Origin of the sequence: Actinoplanes sp. NPDC048967, from assembly GCF_040649415.1 — a bacterium.
Taxonomy (GTDB): Bacteria; Actinomycetota; Actinomycetes; order Mycobacteriales; family Micromonosporaceae; genus Actinoplanes.
The window spans coordinates 283,983-297,316 of record NZ_JBEZFL010000003.1 but is presented as its reverse complement, the minus strand read 5'-3'; the positions used below and the strand labels follow the sequence as shown (position 1 = coordinate 297,316).

Annotated in this window: 14 protein-coding genes; 6 read left to right on the top strand and 8 right to left on the bottom strand. The window is 73.4% G+C overall.

Annotated features, from left to right (window positions below):
* Positions 1-13 precede the first annotated feature (13 nt).
* The 6 genes from AB0C12_RS13895 to AB0C12_RS13870 form a co-directional block, all read right to left on the bottom strand.
* Complete coding sequence (locus tag AB0C12_RS13895) at positions 14-769, bottom strand: glucose 1-dehydrogenase (RefSeq protein ID WP_360547666.1); 756 nt, start codon at positions 767-769, stop codon at positions 14-16.
* A gap of 146 nt (positions 770-915) precedes the next feature.
* Positions 916-1,044, bottom strand: a complete 129-nt coding sequence (locus tag AB0C12_RS13890; protein WP_360547664.1) for a hypothetical protein — start codon at positions 1,042-1,044, stop codon at positions 916-918.
* A gap of 206 nt (positions 1,045-1,250) precedes the next feature.
* The gene (locus AB0C12_RS13885) at positions 1,251-2,879 is read right to left on the bottom strand and encodes a hypothetical protein (protein WP_360547662.1); all 1,629 of its coding nucleotides are present in this window, start codon (positions 2,877-2,879) and stop codon (positions 1,251-1,253) included.
* Complete coding sequence (locus AB0C12_RS13880; RefSeq protein WP_360547660.1) at positions 2,876-3,706, bottom strand: alpha/beta hydrolase; 831 nt, start codon at positions 3,704-3,706, stop codon at positions 2,876-2,878. The genes AB0C12_RS13885 and AB0C12_RS13880 overlap by 4 nt, the downstream gene beginning before the upstream one ends.
* Before the next feature lie 74 nt (positions 3,707-3,780).
* On the bottom strand, positions 3,781-4,437 hold the full coding sequence (locus AB0C12_RS13875) for a response regulator transcription factor (RefSeq protein WP_360547658.1): 657 nt from the start codon (positions 4,435-4,437) through the stop codon (positions 3,781-3,783).
* Positions 4,438-5,634 carry a sensor histidine kinase gene (locus AB0C12_RS13870; RefSeq protein WP_360547656.1) on the bottom strand — a complete coding sequence of 399 codons (1,197 nt, stop codon included), beginning with the start codon at positions 5,632-5,634 and terminating at the stop codon, positions 4,438-4,440.
* Between the two features lie 151 nt (positions 5,635-5,785).
* Here AB0C12_RS13870 and AB0C12_RS13865 point away from each other — a divergent pair, with 151 nt between their 5' ends.
* Genes AB0C12_RS13865 through AB0C12_RS13850 form a run of 4 tightly spaced genes read left to right on the top strand, consistent with a single transcriptional unit; the run spans position 5,786 to position 9,154 of the window.
* Complete coding sequence (locus tag AB0C12_RS13865) at positions 5,786-6,490, top strand: beta-ketoacyl-ACP reductase (RefSeq protein WP_360547654.1); 705 nt, start codon at positions 5,786-5,788, stop codon at positions 6,488-6,490.
* Positions 6,491-6,527: 37 nt separating this feature from the next.
* Entirely contained in the window at positions 6,528-7,295 is a 768-nt protein-coding gene (gene fabI, locus AB0C12_RS13860; RefSeq protein ID WP_360547652.1) for an enoyl-ACP reductase FabI, read from the top strand.
* Positions 7,296-7,349: 54 nt separating this feature from the next.
* Positions 7,350-8,378: a ferrochelatase gene (locus tag AB0C12_RS13855; RefSeq protein WP_360547650.1), complete on the top strand. Its 1,029-nt coding sequence runs from the start codon at positions 7,350-7,352 to the stop codon at positions 8,376-8,378.
* Complete coding sequence (locus tag AB0C12_RS13850; protein ID WP_212992989.1) at positions 8,375-9,154, top strand: HAD-IIA family hydrolase; 780 nt, start codon at positions 8,375-8,377, stop codon at positions 9,152-9,154. The genes AB0C12_RS13855 and AB0C12_RS13850 overlap by 4 nt, the downstream gene beginning before the upstream one ends.
* Before the next feature lie 55 nt (positions 9,155-9,209).
* On the opposite strand, the gene AB0C12_RS13845 is transcribed toward AB0C12_RS13850, so the two are convergent.
* Together AB0C12_RS13845 and AB0C12_RS13840 are read right to left on the bottom strand one after the other, a co-directional pair.
* Positions 9,210-9,581: a hypothetical protein gene (locus tag AB0C12_RS13845; protein ID WP_360547646.1), complete on the bottom strand. Its 372-nt coding sequence runs from the start codon at positions 9,579-9,581 to the stop codon at positions 9,210-9,212.
* Between the two features lie 28 nt (positions 9,582-9,609).
* A complete protein-coding gene (locus tag AB0C12_RS13840; protein ID WP_360547644.1) occupies positions 9,610-9,999 on the bottom strand; it encodes a hypothetical protein in 390 nt (129 codons plus the stop codon).
* A 171-nt stretch (positions 10,000-10,170) separates the two neighbouring features.
* On the opposite strand from AB0C12_RS13840, the gene AB0C12_RS13835 reads away from it, so the two are divergent.
* The gene (locus tag AB0C12_RS13835; protein ID WP_360547642.1) at positions 10,171-11,262 is read left to right on the top strand and encodes a hypothetical protein; all 1,092 of its coding nucleotides are present in this window, start codon (positions 10,171-10,173) and stop codon (positions 11,260-11,262) included.
* A 104-nt stretch (positions 11,263-11,366) separates the two neighbouring features.
* The gene (locus AB0C12_RS13830) at positions 11,367-13,328 is read left to right on the top strand and encodes an APC family permease (protein WP_360547640.1); all 1,962 of its coding nucleotides are present in this window, start codon (positions 11,367-11,369) and stop codon (positions 13,326-13,328) included.
* Positions 13,329-13,334 lie beyond the last annotated feature (6 nt).

The window sequence follows — 13,334 nt, the reverse complement described above, 5'->3', positions numbered from 1 at the left end:
GAAGCGTCGCCGGTCAGGTGGCGATCGCGCCGCCGTCGACCGGCAGCACCGCCCCGTGCACGTAGGCCGCCTCGTCCCCGGCGAGGAAGGCGACGGCGGCCGCCACTTCTCGCGGGTCGCCGAGGCGCCGGGCGGGCAAGGCCGCGGCGACAGACTCGAGTCCGGCTCCGCCGCCGGTGCCTTCGGTCCGGATCGGACCCGGGCTGACGGCATTGACACGTACGCCGGCGGGACCGAACTCCGCGGCCCAGCCCTGGGTCAGGAGCAGCAACGCCGCCTTGCTGGAGCCGTACAGCCCCGCGGCGACGGAGCCGCGGTGGGCTGCGCCGGTCAGGATGTTGACCACCACTCCGGAACCCCGCTCGGCCATGGCCGGCACCAGCGACTGCACCAGGAAGTACGGGGCCTTGACGTTCAGCGCGTACATGGAGTCGAAGGCGGCCTCGGTCGTGGCCGTCGTCGGCCCGAAGGTGAAGACGCCCGCGTTGTTGACGAGGATGTCCACCTGACCGGTGACGCCGAGGGCACGGTCGGCCAGGCCGGTGGTTCCGGCCGTCGTCGTGAGGTCGGCGGCCAGGAAGTCAGCACGACCGCCGCGGTCGCGGATCCGCGTGACTGCCCCGCTTCCTCGCCCGGCGTCGCGGCCCGAGACGAGCACATGAGCGCCGTGCTCGGCGAGCAGGTCGGCCACGGCACGGCCGATGCCGCTGGTGGATCCGGTGACGAGCGCCGTACGGCCGTCGAGGCGCTTCCGCGTTGCTGTTGTCATCCCCAGCACTCTGACGGTCGCCGGCCCGGTAGACCGAAACCCTTTGCGATTTCGGCAAACGCCGGGGTGGAAGCGGGGACGGCCCAGCACCGAGACAGCCGGACCGCGACGACGCGGCATGCCGTTGCGGGGTGCCGGGTCGGCTGTCAGGGGGTGCTGTGGACGAGGACGAAGAGGACGACCACCCAGGCGGCGGCGATGGTGAAGGTCAGGGGAGCGACGAACTTGCCCATGGCTGTGACTTTCCGGTGGTGACCGACGGGGAAAGTGCGCACACGGCTCATCGCGGCCGGCATCCAGCTCCCGTCGCGGCGCGGCACGACACCACCCGGCTCCGGTAGAACAGACGGAGCCGCAGGGCGGTTGGAGCGGGATGGGATGCTGCGTCAGCGGGTCAGGCTCGGGGCGCACGCCGGTGCAGGCGCGCGGCGGTCGAGGTCAGAGCGGCTGACGAACGGCCCGGCCACGACTGGGAGGATCGCTATCTCGCACAGCGATCACCTCCGTCAGTAGTCCGGGCTCGGGAACCGTCGAAGAGCGTACCTCTTAAGCGGGGCTTAAGGTAATCGGGCTCACCGTGGTGTCGCCCACGTGTCGCGGCGGCGAGAATGCCGGCCAGCAGGGGCAGCCAGGCGAGGCGTTGCCAGGCCCAGCCGGGGCTGTCCGGGGCGGTCAGGAGGCCGGGCATCGCGGGGTTGAGCAGGGCCGCGGCACCGGCTACGACCAGCAGCACGCTCTGGTGGCCGAGATAGACCGGGACGGCGGCGCGGTTGAGGGCGGTGATCGGGCGGCGGACCCGGTCGTGGCGCAGGAGGCGGGCCAGCGGTCCGCGCAGCATCAGGAAGACACCGATCTGGGTGACGGCCAGCGCTACGGCGGCCAGGGTGGGCGGGTCCAGGTTGGACCGCCCGCCGCCGGGCACCCCGACCGCGCTGACGGGGTAGCCGCCGATCAGGATCAGCGCGGCCAGGATCGCGGCGCCGTTGCAGGCGAGCGCGGCGCCGACCCACGGACCGGCGCCCGGCCGAGGGTCGGCACCCGGCCGAGGGTCGGCCCCCGGCCACGCGCGGGTACCCGGCCACGGGTCGGTGCCCGGCTGAGGGGAGTCGCCCGGCTGAGGGGAAGTGCCCGGCTCAGGGGAAGCGCCCGGCTCAGGGGAAGCGCCCGGCTGAGGGGAAGTGCCCGGCTCAGGGGAAGCGCCCGGCTCAGGGGAAGCGCCCGGCTGAGGGGAAGTGCCCGGCTGAGGGGAAGTGCCCGGCCGCGGGAAGGCGCCCGGCCGCGGGTAGGCGCCGACAGACGGGCCGGTGGCGATGCCCGGACCGGTGTCCGGGCGTGGGGAGGTGTCCACGGACGTGCTCGCGGCCGGGGCGCGGTGGCGGTCGCTGTCGGCCAGCATCATGCCGAGCAGCCAGGGGATGGACCACGCCGCCGGGATCACCACGAGGTCCGGCAGGAGCCCGAGATCCCCGGCCGCGACGGCCACCACCGACGGCAGGACGGCCGCCACCCCGAGCCGGCGGACGACCCGGCTCAACGGGCCGGTGGCGGCGCGCAGCGCGAGATAGGGCAGCAGGAACCACAGCGGGCTCACGACCAGGCCGGCGATCGTGCGCAACGTCGCGGTCGGGGTACCCAGCGCCGCCCCCGCGAACAGGACCAGCGCCCATCCGGCCAGCAGGAAGGTCGCCGGACGCAGCAACCGGGCCAGCGCCCCGCGACGCCACCCGGCCGGCTCGGCGGCGGGCCGGCCGGCCTGTGCCGAGCCGGTGGCGGTGGGCCGGCCTGGCTGTGCCGAGCTGGCGGCGGGTCGGCCTGGCTGCACTGAGCTGGCGGCGGCGGGCCGGCCTGGCTGTGCCGAGCCGGTGGCGGCGGACCGGCGTGCGCGGGTGGAGCAGGCAGCGGAGTATCCGCCGGCGAAGAAGAGCAGCCCCAACGTCTGCAACAACCACGTCGCCGGGGCCGCCCCGGGCATCGCGGCGAGCGGGCTCGCGGTCGTCACCCCGTCCGGACCGGGAACCAGGCCGGTGACCAGCCAGTGCCCGGCGACCACGCCGACGATCGCATACGCGCGGACCGCGTCGATCGTCCGGTCCCGCGGTGCCGCGCTCATGCCGCACCCACGGTGCGCGAGGCCGGGTGCAGCACGACCGAAGCCACCGCGGTCAGCGTCGCCGAGCCCGGGCACAGGTACCCGTCGTGGCCGCTCACCCCGGCGGTCGGCAGTGGCTGCGCGCCGAACGCGGGTGACGAGGGCCGCCGGCCGTGACCCAGGTGGCCCACCCGCAGCTGCGGTATCCGCCGGATCCAGTCGTTGTCCGCGAGCGCCGACCACACTTGGGCCCCGCCCAGGCCGGCCGCCGTGTTCGTGCCCATGCCCGGCGCGCCCAGCGCGACGACGTCGGCGACGCAGGGCAGGTGCGGTGCGGCCAGGCCCACGACCAGCGCGCCGTAGCTGTGGCCGATGAGCGTCACCGCGGCCCCGGTGGGCAGCGTCTGCACGAAGGCGGTCAGCTCGTCGGCGCCGGTCCGGGCGCGCAGGTCGCGGGCCGAGTCCAGGGACAGGCCTTCCGGCGGGTCGTAGCCGAGCCAGGCCACGACGGCGACCCGCGTGCCGGGGGCGGTGGCGCGGAGTTCCGCGTACAGCGCGCGGGCCTGGACGGCTGGGGCTCGGCGGGAGACGCCGCCCAGGCCGCGGTCGAAGTCGCGCAGCCGGGTGTCGACGCCCGGGACGAGCACCGCGATCCGTTCCGCGCCGGTCAGATCGCCGAGCACCTCGACGGCCCGGCCGTCGCCGCGCGGGTCGAGGGTGAGGAACTGGCGTCCGGAGCGGGCCCAGGACGCGTACGGTTCGCCGGCGCGGGCGGGTGCGGGGGCCGGCGGCGCCGCCTGCAGCGGCAGGGCCAGGGTCAACAGCAGGAGAGTCAGGGAGATCCGCATGACCTGCACCCTGCGGCGGCGGCCCGGTCCCGGGCGTCACCCCACGGAGCCCACTGCGAGGCCCTACCGGGGTGCTACTCGCCCGCGGCGATCAGACCTGACTCGTACGCGAAGACGACCGCCTGGGCCCGGTCGCGCAGGACGAGCTTGGCCAGGATGCGGCCCACGTGGGTCTTCACCGTCTGCTCCGCGACCACGAGCTCCGCCGCTATCTCCTGGTTGGACCGGCCACGGGCGATCAGCCGCAGCACGTCGGTCTCGCGCGGTGTCAGACCCGTCAGCGTCGTGGGCCGCGGCGGCCGGGCCTGAGGGCGGGCCGCGAACTCGGCGATGAGCCGGCGGGTCACCGAGGGCGCCAGCAGGGCCTCGCCGGCCGCGACGACCCGGACCGCGTGCACGAGATCCGCCGCGGGGGCGTCCTTGAGCAAAAAGCCGCTGGCCCCGGCGCGCAGGGCCTCGTACACGTAGTCGTCGAGGTCGAAGGTGGTCAGGATCAGCACCCGGACCGACGCGCCCGGGGTCAGCAGCCGGCGGGTGGCCTCCAGGCCGTCCATGACCGGCATGCGGACGTCCATGAGCACCACGTCGGGGTCGAGCCGGCGGGCGGCCGCGACCGCCGCGGCGCCGTCCGGGGCGCTGCCGACCACGAGCAGGTCGGGCTGGGCGGCCAGCAGCGCGCCGAAACCCTCTCGGACCATGGCCTGGTCGTCGGCGATCAGGACCCGGATCATTCAGACCTCCGTCAAGGGCAGCCGGGCCGCGACCCGGTAGCCGCCGTCCGGCGCGGGGCCGGCCTCGAGTGTGCCGCCGAGCAGGGCGGACCGCTCCCGCATCCCGACCAGCCCGTGTCCGGGGCCGTCGGCGACGGCGGTGGGGGCCGCGCCCGGATCGTTGCCGACCTCCACCCACAGCGCCTCGGCGGTGCCGCGGACCGAGATCCGCACCGGGCCGCCCGGCGCGTGCCGGGCCGCGTTGGCCAGGGCCTCCTGGACGATCCGGTACGCCGCGAGCCCGACCGCCTCCGGCACCTCGGCGACGCCGTCCTCGGCCAGCGTGACCTCGACCCCGGCCCGCTGAGCGGTCTCCACGAGCGCCACCACGTCGGACAGCCCCGGCTGCGGAGCGCGCAACGAATCGTCGGTCTCCGCGCGCAGCACGCCGAGCAGCCGCCGCATGTCGCCCAGCGCCTCCCGCGCGCCCGCCGCGATGGTGCCGAACTCGGCCTGGGCCGGCGCGGGCAGGCCGGTGATCCGGTACGGCGCGGTTTCCGCCTGGACCGCGATCATCGACATGTGGTGGGCCACCACGTCGTGCATCTCCCGGGCGATCCGGGCGCGTTCCTCCAGCACCGCGCGCCGGGCCTGCTCCAGCTCGGTCAGCTCGGCCTGGCGGGTCAGCTCGGCCCGGCTGCGCCGGCGCCGGGACACCAGGTCACCGGCGAGACCCATCGCGACCAGGAGCATCACGACGCTCCACATGTTGTCGCGCGGGGCGAACGCCACCACCGGCACGATGGTCAACGCGGTCACCAGGGCGATGACGGCCGACTCCTCCTGCCGGACCAGCGCGGCCAGCACGAACAGGAAGCCGAAGATCTGCACCGGCGACCAGGGCCAGGGCTCGTCCGGGGTGGCGCCGAGGACGCCCAGGAACAGCAGGGGATAGGCCAGGCGCCAGGCGAGCAGCGGGCGGCGCACGGCGACCACCACCGGCAGCACCGCCCAGAGCGCCAGGGCACCGGCGACGAACCGGTGGAGGTCGCGGTTGTCGAGCAGGTAGGTGGCGTTCACCAGGGCCAGGCCGACCAGGGCGAGCAGGGCCACCGGGACGCCGTACAGCCGGATCCTGGCCCAGCGCCGGGTCCGGGCCGGCGGCTGCCGGCGGTCCGGGCCCAGCAGCACCCGGCGCAGGGGACCGGTCAGCTCCATCCCGGCAGGCTACGGTGACCGGCCCCGGCCCGTCGTGCCCCTGCGGGATGATCTCTGTGTCGTACTCAGGTATGACAAGGGGTGGGCTTCGTCCTACCAGCAGGTAACGCCTAGTCTGCGAGCGGTCTGTTCCTCGAACGAAGGAGTACGCGTGGCCCGCACCGTGTTGGTGACCGGAGGTAACCGCGGCATCGGCCTGGCCATCGCGCGGGCCTTCGCCGAGCAGGGCGACCGGGTCGCCGTCACGCACCGCGGCAGCGGCGCCCCCGAGGGCCTGTTCGGCGTCGAGTGCGACATCACCGACTCCGCCGCCGTCGACGCCGCGTTCACCACCGTGGAGCAGGAGCTGGGCCCGGTCGAGGTGCTGGTCGCCAACGCCGGCATCACCGACGACACGCTGCTGCTGCGGATGAGCGAGGAGCAGTTCACCCGGGTCCTGGACACCAACCTGACCGGTTCGTTCCGGGTCGCCAAGCGGGCCAGCGCCAAGATGCTGCGGGCCAAGTGGGGCCGGATCATCTTCATCTCCTCGGTCGTCGGCCTCTACGGCGGTCCGGGCCAGGTCAACTACGCGGCCAGCAAGGCCGGGCTGGTCGGCGTGGCCCGCTCGATCACCCGTGAGCTGGGCAGCCGTAACATCACGGCGAACGTCGTGGCGCCGGGTTTCATCGACACCGAGATGACCGACGTGCTGTCCGAGTCCCGCAAGGCGGAGATCCTCAAGGCGATCCCCGCCGGCCGGCTCGCGGCACCCGACGAGGTCGCCCGGGCGGTGACGTTCCTCGCCGGGGACGGCGCGGCGTACATCTCGGGCGCGGTCATCCCGGTCGACGGCGGCCTCGGCATGGGTCACTGAGCTCACTCACCCCGCTCTGCGAAACGGAGAAAACGAAGTGTCTGGACTGCTCGCCGGCAAGCGGCTGCTCATCACCGGCATCATCACCGACGCGTCGATCGCGTTCTCGGTGGCGAAGATCGCCCAGGAGAACGGCGCGACGGTCGTGCTGACCGGCTTCGGCCGCATGTCGCTGGTCGAGCGGATCGCCAAGCGGCTGCCCGAGCCGGCGCCGGTCATCGAGCTGGACGTGACCAACCCCGAGCAGCTCGCCGGCATCGCCGACAAGGTGCGCGAGCACGTCGACGGGCTCGACGGCGTGGTGCACTCGATCGGCTTCGCGCCGCAGAGCTGCCTCGGTGGCGGGTTCCTGGACGCCCCGTGGGAGGACGTCGCCACGGCGCTGCAGGTGTCGACATACTCGTACAAGTCGCTGGCCACGGCCTGCCTGCCGCTGATGGGCCGGGGTGGCAGCATCGTCGGCCTGACCTTCGACGCGACCAAGGCCTGGCCGGTCTACGACTGGATGGGCGTGGCCAAGGCGGGCCTGGAGTCGGCCTCCCGCTACCTCGCGCTGCACCTGGGCAAGCAGGGCATCCGCAGCAACCTGGTGTCGGCCGGGCCGCTGCGCACGATGGCCGCCAAGTCGATCCCGGGCTTCGAGCAGTTCGAGGAGGCCTGGGCCGAACGCGCGCCGCTGGGCTGGGACCTGAGCGACCAGGAGCCGGCCGCGCGGGCGGTCTGTGCCCTGCTGTCCGACTGGTTCCCGGCCACCACGGGCGAGATCGTGCACGTCGACGGCGGGTATCACGCGCTCGGCGCCTGAGCCCGGGGCGGGGGTGGCTGTGGGCCACCCCGCCGGGCGAGGGAGTATGGAGCGGTGGCGTACGACGCGTTCCTTCTGCTGTCCTTCGGTGGCCCCGAGCACCCCGACGATGTGATGCCGTTCCTGCGCAACGTGACGCGCGGGCGGGGCATCCCCGAGGAACGTCTGGCCGAGGTGGCCGAGCACTACTACCACTTCGGCGGCGTCTCGCCGATCAACCAGCAGTGCCGTGACCTGCTGGCGGCGGTGACGGCGGACTTCCGGGCGCACGGCATCACGCTGCCGACGTACTGGGGCAACCGCAACTGGCAGCCCATGCTGGCCGACACCATGGCGCAGATGCGCGACGACGGCATCACCTCGGCGCTCGGCTTCGCCACCAGCGCGTACGGCGGCTACTCCTCCTGCAAGCAGTACTGGGAGGACATCGCCCAGGCCCGCGCGAAGGTCGGTCCGGGCGCCCCGGCCGTGGCCAAGCTGCGCCAGTTCCACGACCACCCGGGCTTCGTCGCGCCGCACGCCGACGCGGTCACCGCCGCCCTGGCCCAGCTCGACCCGGCCCGCCGGGCCAGCACCCGGCTCGTCTTCACCGCCCACTCCATCCCGGTGTCGATGGCCAGGACAGCCGGTCCCGACGGCGGCCGCTACGAGGCCCAGCTGCACGAGACCGCCGCGCTGGTGCACGCCGCCGCCGCACCGGACCTGCCCTGGGACCTGGTCTGGCAGAGCCGGTCCGGCCCGCCGCAGGTGCCGTGGCTGGAGCCGGACATCAACGACCACCTGACCGCTTTGGCCGAGAAGGACGTCACCGACGTGGTGGTGAGCCCGATCGGCTTCGTCTCCGACCACCTGGAAGTGCTCTGGGACCTGGACAACGAGGCCCGGGACACCGCGGCCGAGCTCGGCCTGGGCTACGCCCGCGCGGGCACCCCCGGCACCGACCCCCGGTTCGTCACGATGGTCCGCGAGCTGGTCGAGGAGCGGACGAACGGCGTCGCCCGGGAACGGCTCGGTACGCTGCCGGTCTGGGACCAGTGCCCGGCCGACTGCTGCCCGCCCCCGCAACGCCGAGGAGCCCCATGACCGAGCGCAAGGCTGTCGAGAGCTGGCTCACCGACATGGACGGGGTCCTCGTCCACGAGGGCGAGCCGGTCCCGGGTGCGCCCGAGTTCGTCAACCGGATGAAGCAGTCCGGCAAGCCCTTCCTCATCCTGACCAACAACTCCATCTACACCCCCCGTGATCTGCAGGCCCGGCTGGCCCGGATGGGCTTCGACGTGCCCGAGCAGTCGATCTGGACGGCGGCGCTGGCCACCGCCCAGTTCCTGGCCGACCAGCGCCCGGGCGGCACCGCGTACGTGATCGGCGAGGCCGGTCTGACCACGGCGATGCACGCGGTCGGGTACGTGCTGACCGACTACGCGCCGGACTACGTGGTGCTCGGCGAGACCCGCACGTACAGCTTCGAGGCGATCACCAAGGCGGTCCGCCTGATCAACGACGGCGCCCGGTTCATCTGCACGAATCCGGACCCGACCGGGCCTTCCAACGAGGGTGCCCTGCCGGCGGCCGGCTCGGTGGCGGCGATGATCTCGAAGGCGACCGGCGTCGACCCGTACTTCGTGGGCAAGCCGAACCCGATGATGATGCGCTCGGCGCTGAACGTGATCGGCGGGCACAGCGAGAGCACGGCGATGATCGGCGACCGGATGGACACCGACGTGCTGTGCGGCCTGGAGGCCGGGCTGGAGACGATCCTGGTGCTGACCGGGATCAGCACGCGGGCGGAGAGCGAGCGGTATCCGTACCGGCCGTCGCGGATCGTGGACAGCGTCGCCGACCTGATCGCCGAGATCTGAGGCTCAGTGCACGGCACGGCCGCTCCCGCGTACGGGAGCGGCCGCCGGCCGGCGATCAGCAGGCCGTGGACGTCCGCATCCGGTAGGCCACGATCTTGACGATGCCGCTGGTGACGGCGTGATTGCCGGCCGTCCAGTCACTGCCGGCGCGGATCCACTTGCCCTGTGACTCGTTCCACGTCCACCGCTGGGCGCAGTAGCCCGAGCCGATGTAGACGCCGCCGGCGTGCGGCCAGCCGAGGCTGGTGGTGTAGGCGCCGGACGGCAGGACCTCGTCGTATCCCGAGGAGCGGTAGTCGTAGAGCACGCCGATCCCGACGCTGCTGCCGTTCAGGATGGCTTTGGCTGTGCTGGCCGCCTGCGCGGGTGCGGCGCCGGTGAGGGCGGCCGTGACCGCCAGCAGGGCGGCGACGATGAGCTTTCGCATGGGCACGTCCTTGGGTGAGTGGGGGCGGTCAGCAGTGGTACGGGTAGATCTGCACGAAGTAGTTCCCGGCCAGCCGGAACCGGTTGGGTCCCCGGAAGTCGCTGCCGGCCGGGTTCCAGGTCCCGGGCTGGCCGGTGGCGGAGGTGTACCGCGCGGCGCAGTAGCCCGAGCCGATGTAGACCCCGCCGGCGTGCCCCCAGCCGAGGTTGTAGTCGGTCCAGTTGCCCGAGGGCAGGATCCGGTCGTAGTTCGACCCGGTCGTCCGCCAGTTCTGCAGCACCCCGAGGCCGACCGACCCCGAGTTGTAGATGCCGTAGACGCTGGTCGGCGCCGCCTGTGCGGGCGCGGCGCCACCCAGCGACAGCGGGATGGCGAGAGCCGCGGCGACAGCGGCTCCGACGAGACGTTTCACGAGCACGGATAGCTCCTCACGGTGGATGGGGTTCGGTGGCCGGCCGCCCTCCATGCTGGACAGACGAAGGGCCGGGTGGAACGCCGATCCGTCCCTGAACAGCGGCTTTCTGTCCCCCGCAGACAGATGATCCGGTGCTGGCACAATGAACGCCGTCGATTCCCGGAGGTGACGTTCGTGCCGGAACCGCTGGCGCCATGGTGGAAAGAAGCTCACGACGCCGCGCGGCTGCTGGCCTCGAACCTGGAGGCGGCAGCGGCCCACGCGAGCCGCGACGGCGTCTACACACCGCCGCCGGGAGCACCACCGCCGCGCCGCCGGCGTCAGCCCGGCTCCCTGCGCCACCTGGCCGAGGTGATCCGCAGCCGGCGCCTGGCCCCCGGTGTCTCGGTGGACATGGACATCGTCGCGGGCGTCCTCGCCGGGGAGCTGCGCTACCTCACCGAACCGGTCCTCGTCACCGCGGTCGCCCGGGCGGCGCACCTCATCGCGCGGGCGCCCTTCGCCGAGGCCGACGCCGAGCGTCTCGCCGTGGCCTGTGCCCATGTCGCCGCGCTCGTGGCGGCCGCGGAGGAGGCCGACCGGCGGGCCCCGAGCCTGCTGCCCGCCTCGCGCGGTGGCGGCACCCCGCAGCGTGCCGAGCCGGCCCGGACCGCCGACGGCCCGGATCACGGCGACGACCGGGATCACGCCGACGGCCGGGATCTCCGCGACGGGCCGGTCATCATCGACGCCACGTTCACCACCCGTCGTCCCCGGCGTCATCGGGCGGTCCTGGCCGGCGTCGTCCTGCTGGTCCTGGCACTCGCCGCGGCGGGGCTGGTCGTCGCCACCCGCGGTGAGGAGCCCGCCGGCGACGAGCCGGCCGGCGAGGCCGCGTGCCGGTCGGACACCACGGGCGACGACGTCATCGCCGACACGCCCCGGCTCTTCGACGACGACCTGGCCACCCGGCTGAGCCCCACCCTGGACTTCGACCAGATGAACGGCTCCGCCCGCTACGCCCGCCACCAGGGCCGCACCTACTACTGGGGCCGGGCCGGCTCGGACGACCACGACCCGCACTCCGGCGGTGCCCGCGTCCGCTGGCGCGCCGGGGGCGAACAATGGCACAGCTGCCCGGCGCCGCTGGCCGTGACCGAGCGCGGCTACGTGCACACCCCGGCGGTGGCCACGACCATCGGCGGGCAGCCGGTCACCGTGCAGATCTGCCTGTGGCGTGACACGCCCCGCCGGGAGAACTGCACCCCGGAGATCCGCAACGGCTGATCCGGACGCCCGCGGGGTCAAGGAGCCGCCAAGAGTGCCGGGCGGCGCGTCAAGAACACGTCAAGATTCGCCGTGCCGGCGCGGGGCGGGGCTTCACTGGGCCCGTGCTGACCACTGTGAAACGTGTGCTGGTGGGTCCTCCGCTGCGGAGTGACCGCCTCGGTGAGACCCTGCTGCCCAAGCGGCTCGCGTTGCCGATCTTCGCCTCCGACCCGTTGTCGTCGGTGGCCTACGCCACGCAGGAGATCCTGCTCGTGCTGACCCTCGGCGGGCTGGCCTACCTGTACGTGGCGCCGTGGGTGGCGGTGGCCGTGGTGGTGCTGCTGGCCGTGGTGGTGGCGTCGTACCGGCAGGTGGTGCGGGCCTATCCGGGCGGCGGCGGGTCGTACGAGGTGGCTTCCCGGAACCTGGGCCGCTCGGCCGGTCTCGTGGTCGCGGCGGCGCTGATGGTCGACTACGTGATGACGGTGGCCGTGTCGGTGGCCGCCGGGGTGGACAACATCATCTCGGCGGTGCCGTCGCTGCAGCCGCACCGGGTGCTGATCAACGTCGGCTTCGTGGCGGTGCTGACGGCGATGAACCTGCGCGGGGTGCGCGACTCGGGCAAGACGTTCGCCTGGCCCACGTACCTGTTCATCGCCGGGATCCTGGTCCTGATCGCGGTCGGGCTGGGGCAGGTCGTTGCCGGTGATCCGCCGGTGGCGGAGTCGGCCGGCTGGCAGGTACGCCCGGAGCAGGTCGGACTGACCGGGCTGGCGCTGACGTTGCTGACGCTGCGCGCGTTCGCCTCGGGGTGCACAGCGCTGACGGGCGTGGAGGCCATCTCCAACGGGGTGCCGGCGTTCCGGGCGCCGAAGGCGGAGAACGCCGCCCGCACCATGCTGGCCATGGGCGGCACGGCGATCACGATGTTCGCCGGGCTGACCGCGCTGGCCCTGATCACCAAGGTGCGGGTCGCCGAGAACACCTGCGACCTGATCGGCTTCCCGGGCGACTGCACGTCCGACCCGCAGCGGACGGTGATCGCCCAGGTGGCCGCGGCGGTGTTCGGCGGGGGCGCCGGGTTCTTCCTGATCCAGGCCCTGACCGCGCTGATCCTGATCCTGGCGGCGAACACCGCGTTCAACGGCTTCCCGCTGCTCGGCGCGATCCTGGCCCAGGACCGCTACCTGCCCCGGCAGTTGCACACCCGCGGCGACCGGCTGGCGTTCTCCAACGGCATCATCGTGCTCGCGCTGATCGCCGCCGGCCTGATCTGGGCGTACGACGGTTCGGTGACCCGCCTGATCCAGCTCTACATCCTCGGCGTGTTCACCTCCTTCACCCTCAGCCAGGCCGGGATGGTGCGGCACTGGAACCGCGCGCTGGCCGGGGAACGCGACCCCCGGGTCCGCGGGCGGCTGCACCGGTCCCGGGTGATCAACGCCGTGGGCTGTGCGCTCACCGGGCTGGTGCTGCTCATCGTGCTGGTCACGAAGTTCACCCACGGCGCCTACCTGGTGGTGATCGCCGTGCCGGTGCTGTACGCGCTGATGCGCGCGATCCGCGCCCACTACGACCGGGTCAGCGCCGAGCTGGAACCCGAGCCGGGCGGGGTGGTCATGCCGGCCCACGTGCACGCGGTGGTGCTGGTCTCCCGGGTGCACCGGCCCACCCTGCAGGCGCTGGCGTACGCCCGGGCGACCCGGCCGGACACGCTGGCCGCGGTGACCGTGGCGATCAGTGGCGAGGACGTGGTGCGGCTGCGGCGGGAGTGGGCCGACCGGGAGCTGACCGTGCCGTTGACGGTGCTGGAGTCGCCGTACCGGGAGATCACCAACCCGGTGCTGGACCACGTCGTCCGGCTCCGCGCCGAGGGCCCGCGCGACCTGGTGGTGGTCTACCTGCCCGAGTACGTCGTGGGTCACTGGTGGGAGCAGCTGCTGCACAACCAGAGCGCGTTGCGGCTCAAGGCCCGGCTGCTCTTCCAGCGCCGCGTCATGGTCGTCAGCGTGCCCTGGCAGCTGGAGTCGAGCCGGACCAAGCCGCACCGGGACCCGGTTGCGGCCGGTCGGCGCCGGTCGTAGCCGCCG

Bases quoted from the DNA above. Each gene is read 5' to 3' on its own strand.
- AB0C12_RS13895 (WP_360547666.1), bottom strand. From the start codon at position 769: ATGACAACAGCAACGCGGAAGCGCCTCGACGGCCGTACGGCGCTCGTC.
- AB0C12_RS13885 (WP_360547662.1), bottom strand. From the start codon at position 2,879: ATGAGCGCGGCACCGCGGGACCGGACGATCGACGCGGTCCGCGCGTAT.
- AB0C12_RS13880 (WP_360547660.1), bottom strand. From the start codon at position 3,706: ATGCGGATCTCCCTGACTCTCCTGCTGTTGACCCTGGCCCTGCCGCTG.
- AB0C12_RS13875 (WP_360547658.1), bottom strand. From the start codon at position 4,437: ATGATCCGGGTCCTGATCGCCGACGACCAGGCCATGGTCCGAGAGGGT.
- AB0C12_RS13870 (WP_360547656.1), bottom strand. From the start codon at position 5,634: ATGGAGCTGACCGGTCCCCTGCGCCGGGTGCTGCTGGGCCCGGACCGC.
- AB0C12_RS13850 (WP_212992989.1), top strand. From the start codon at position 8,375: ATGACCGAGCGCAAGGCTGTCGAGAGCTGGCTCACCGACATGGACGGG.
- AB0C12_RS13845 (WP_360547646.1), bottom strand. From the start codon at position 9,581: ATGCGAAAGCTCATCGTCGCCGCCCTGCTGGCGGTCACGGCCGCCCTC.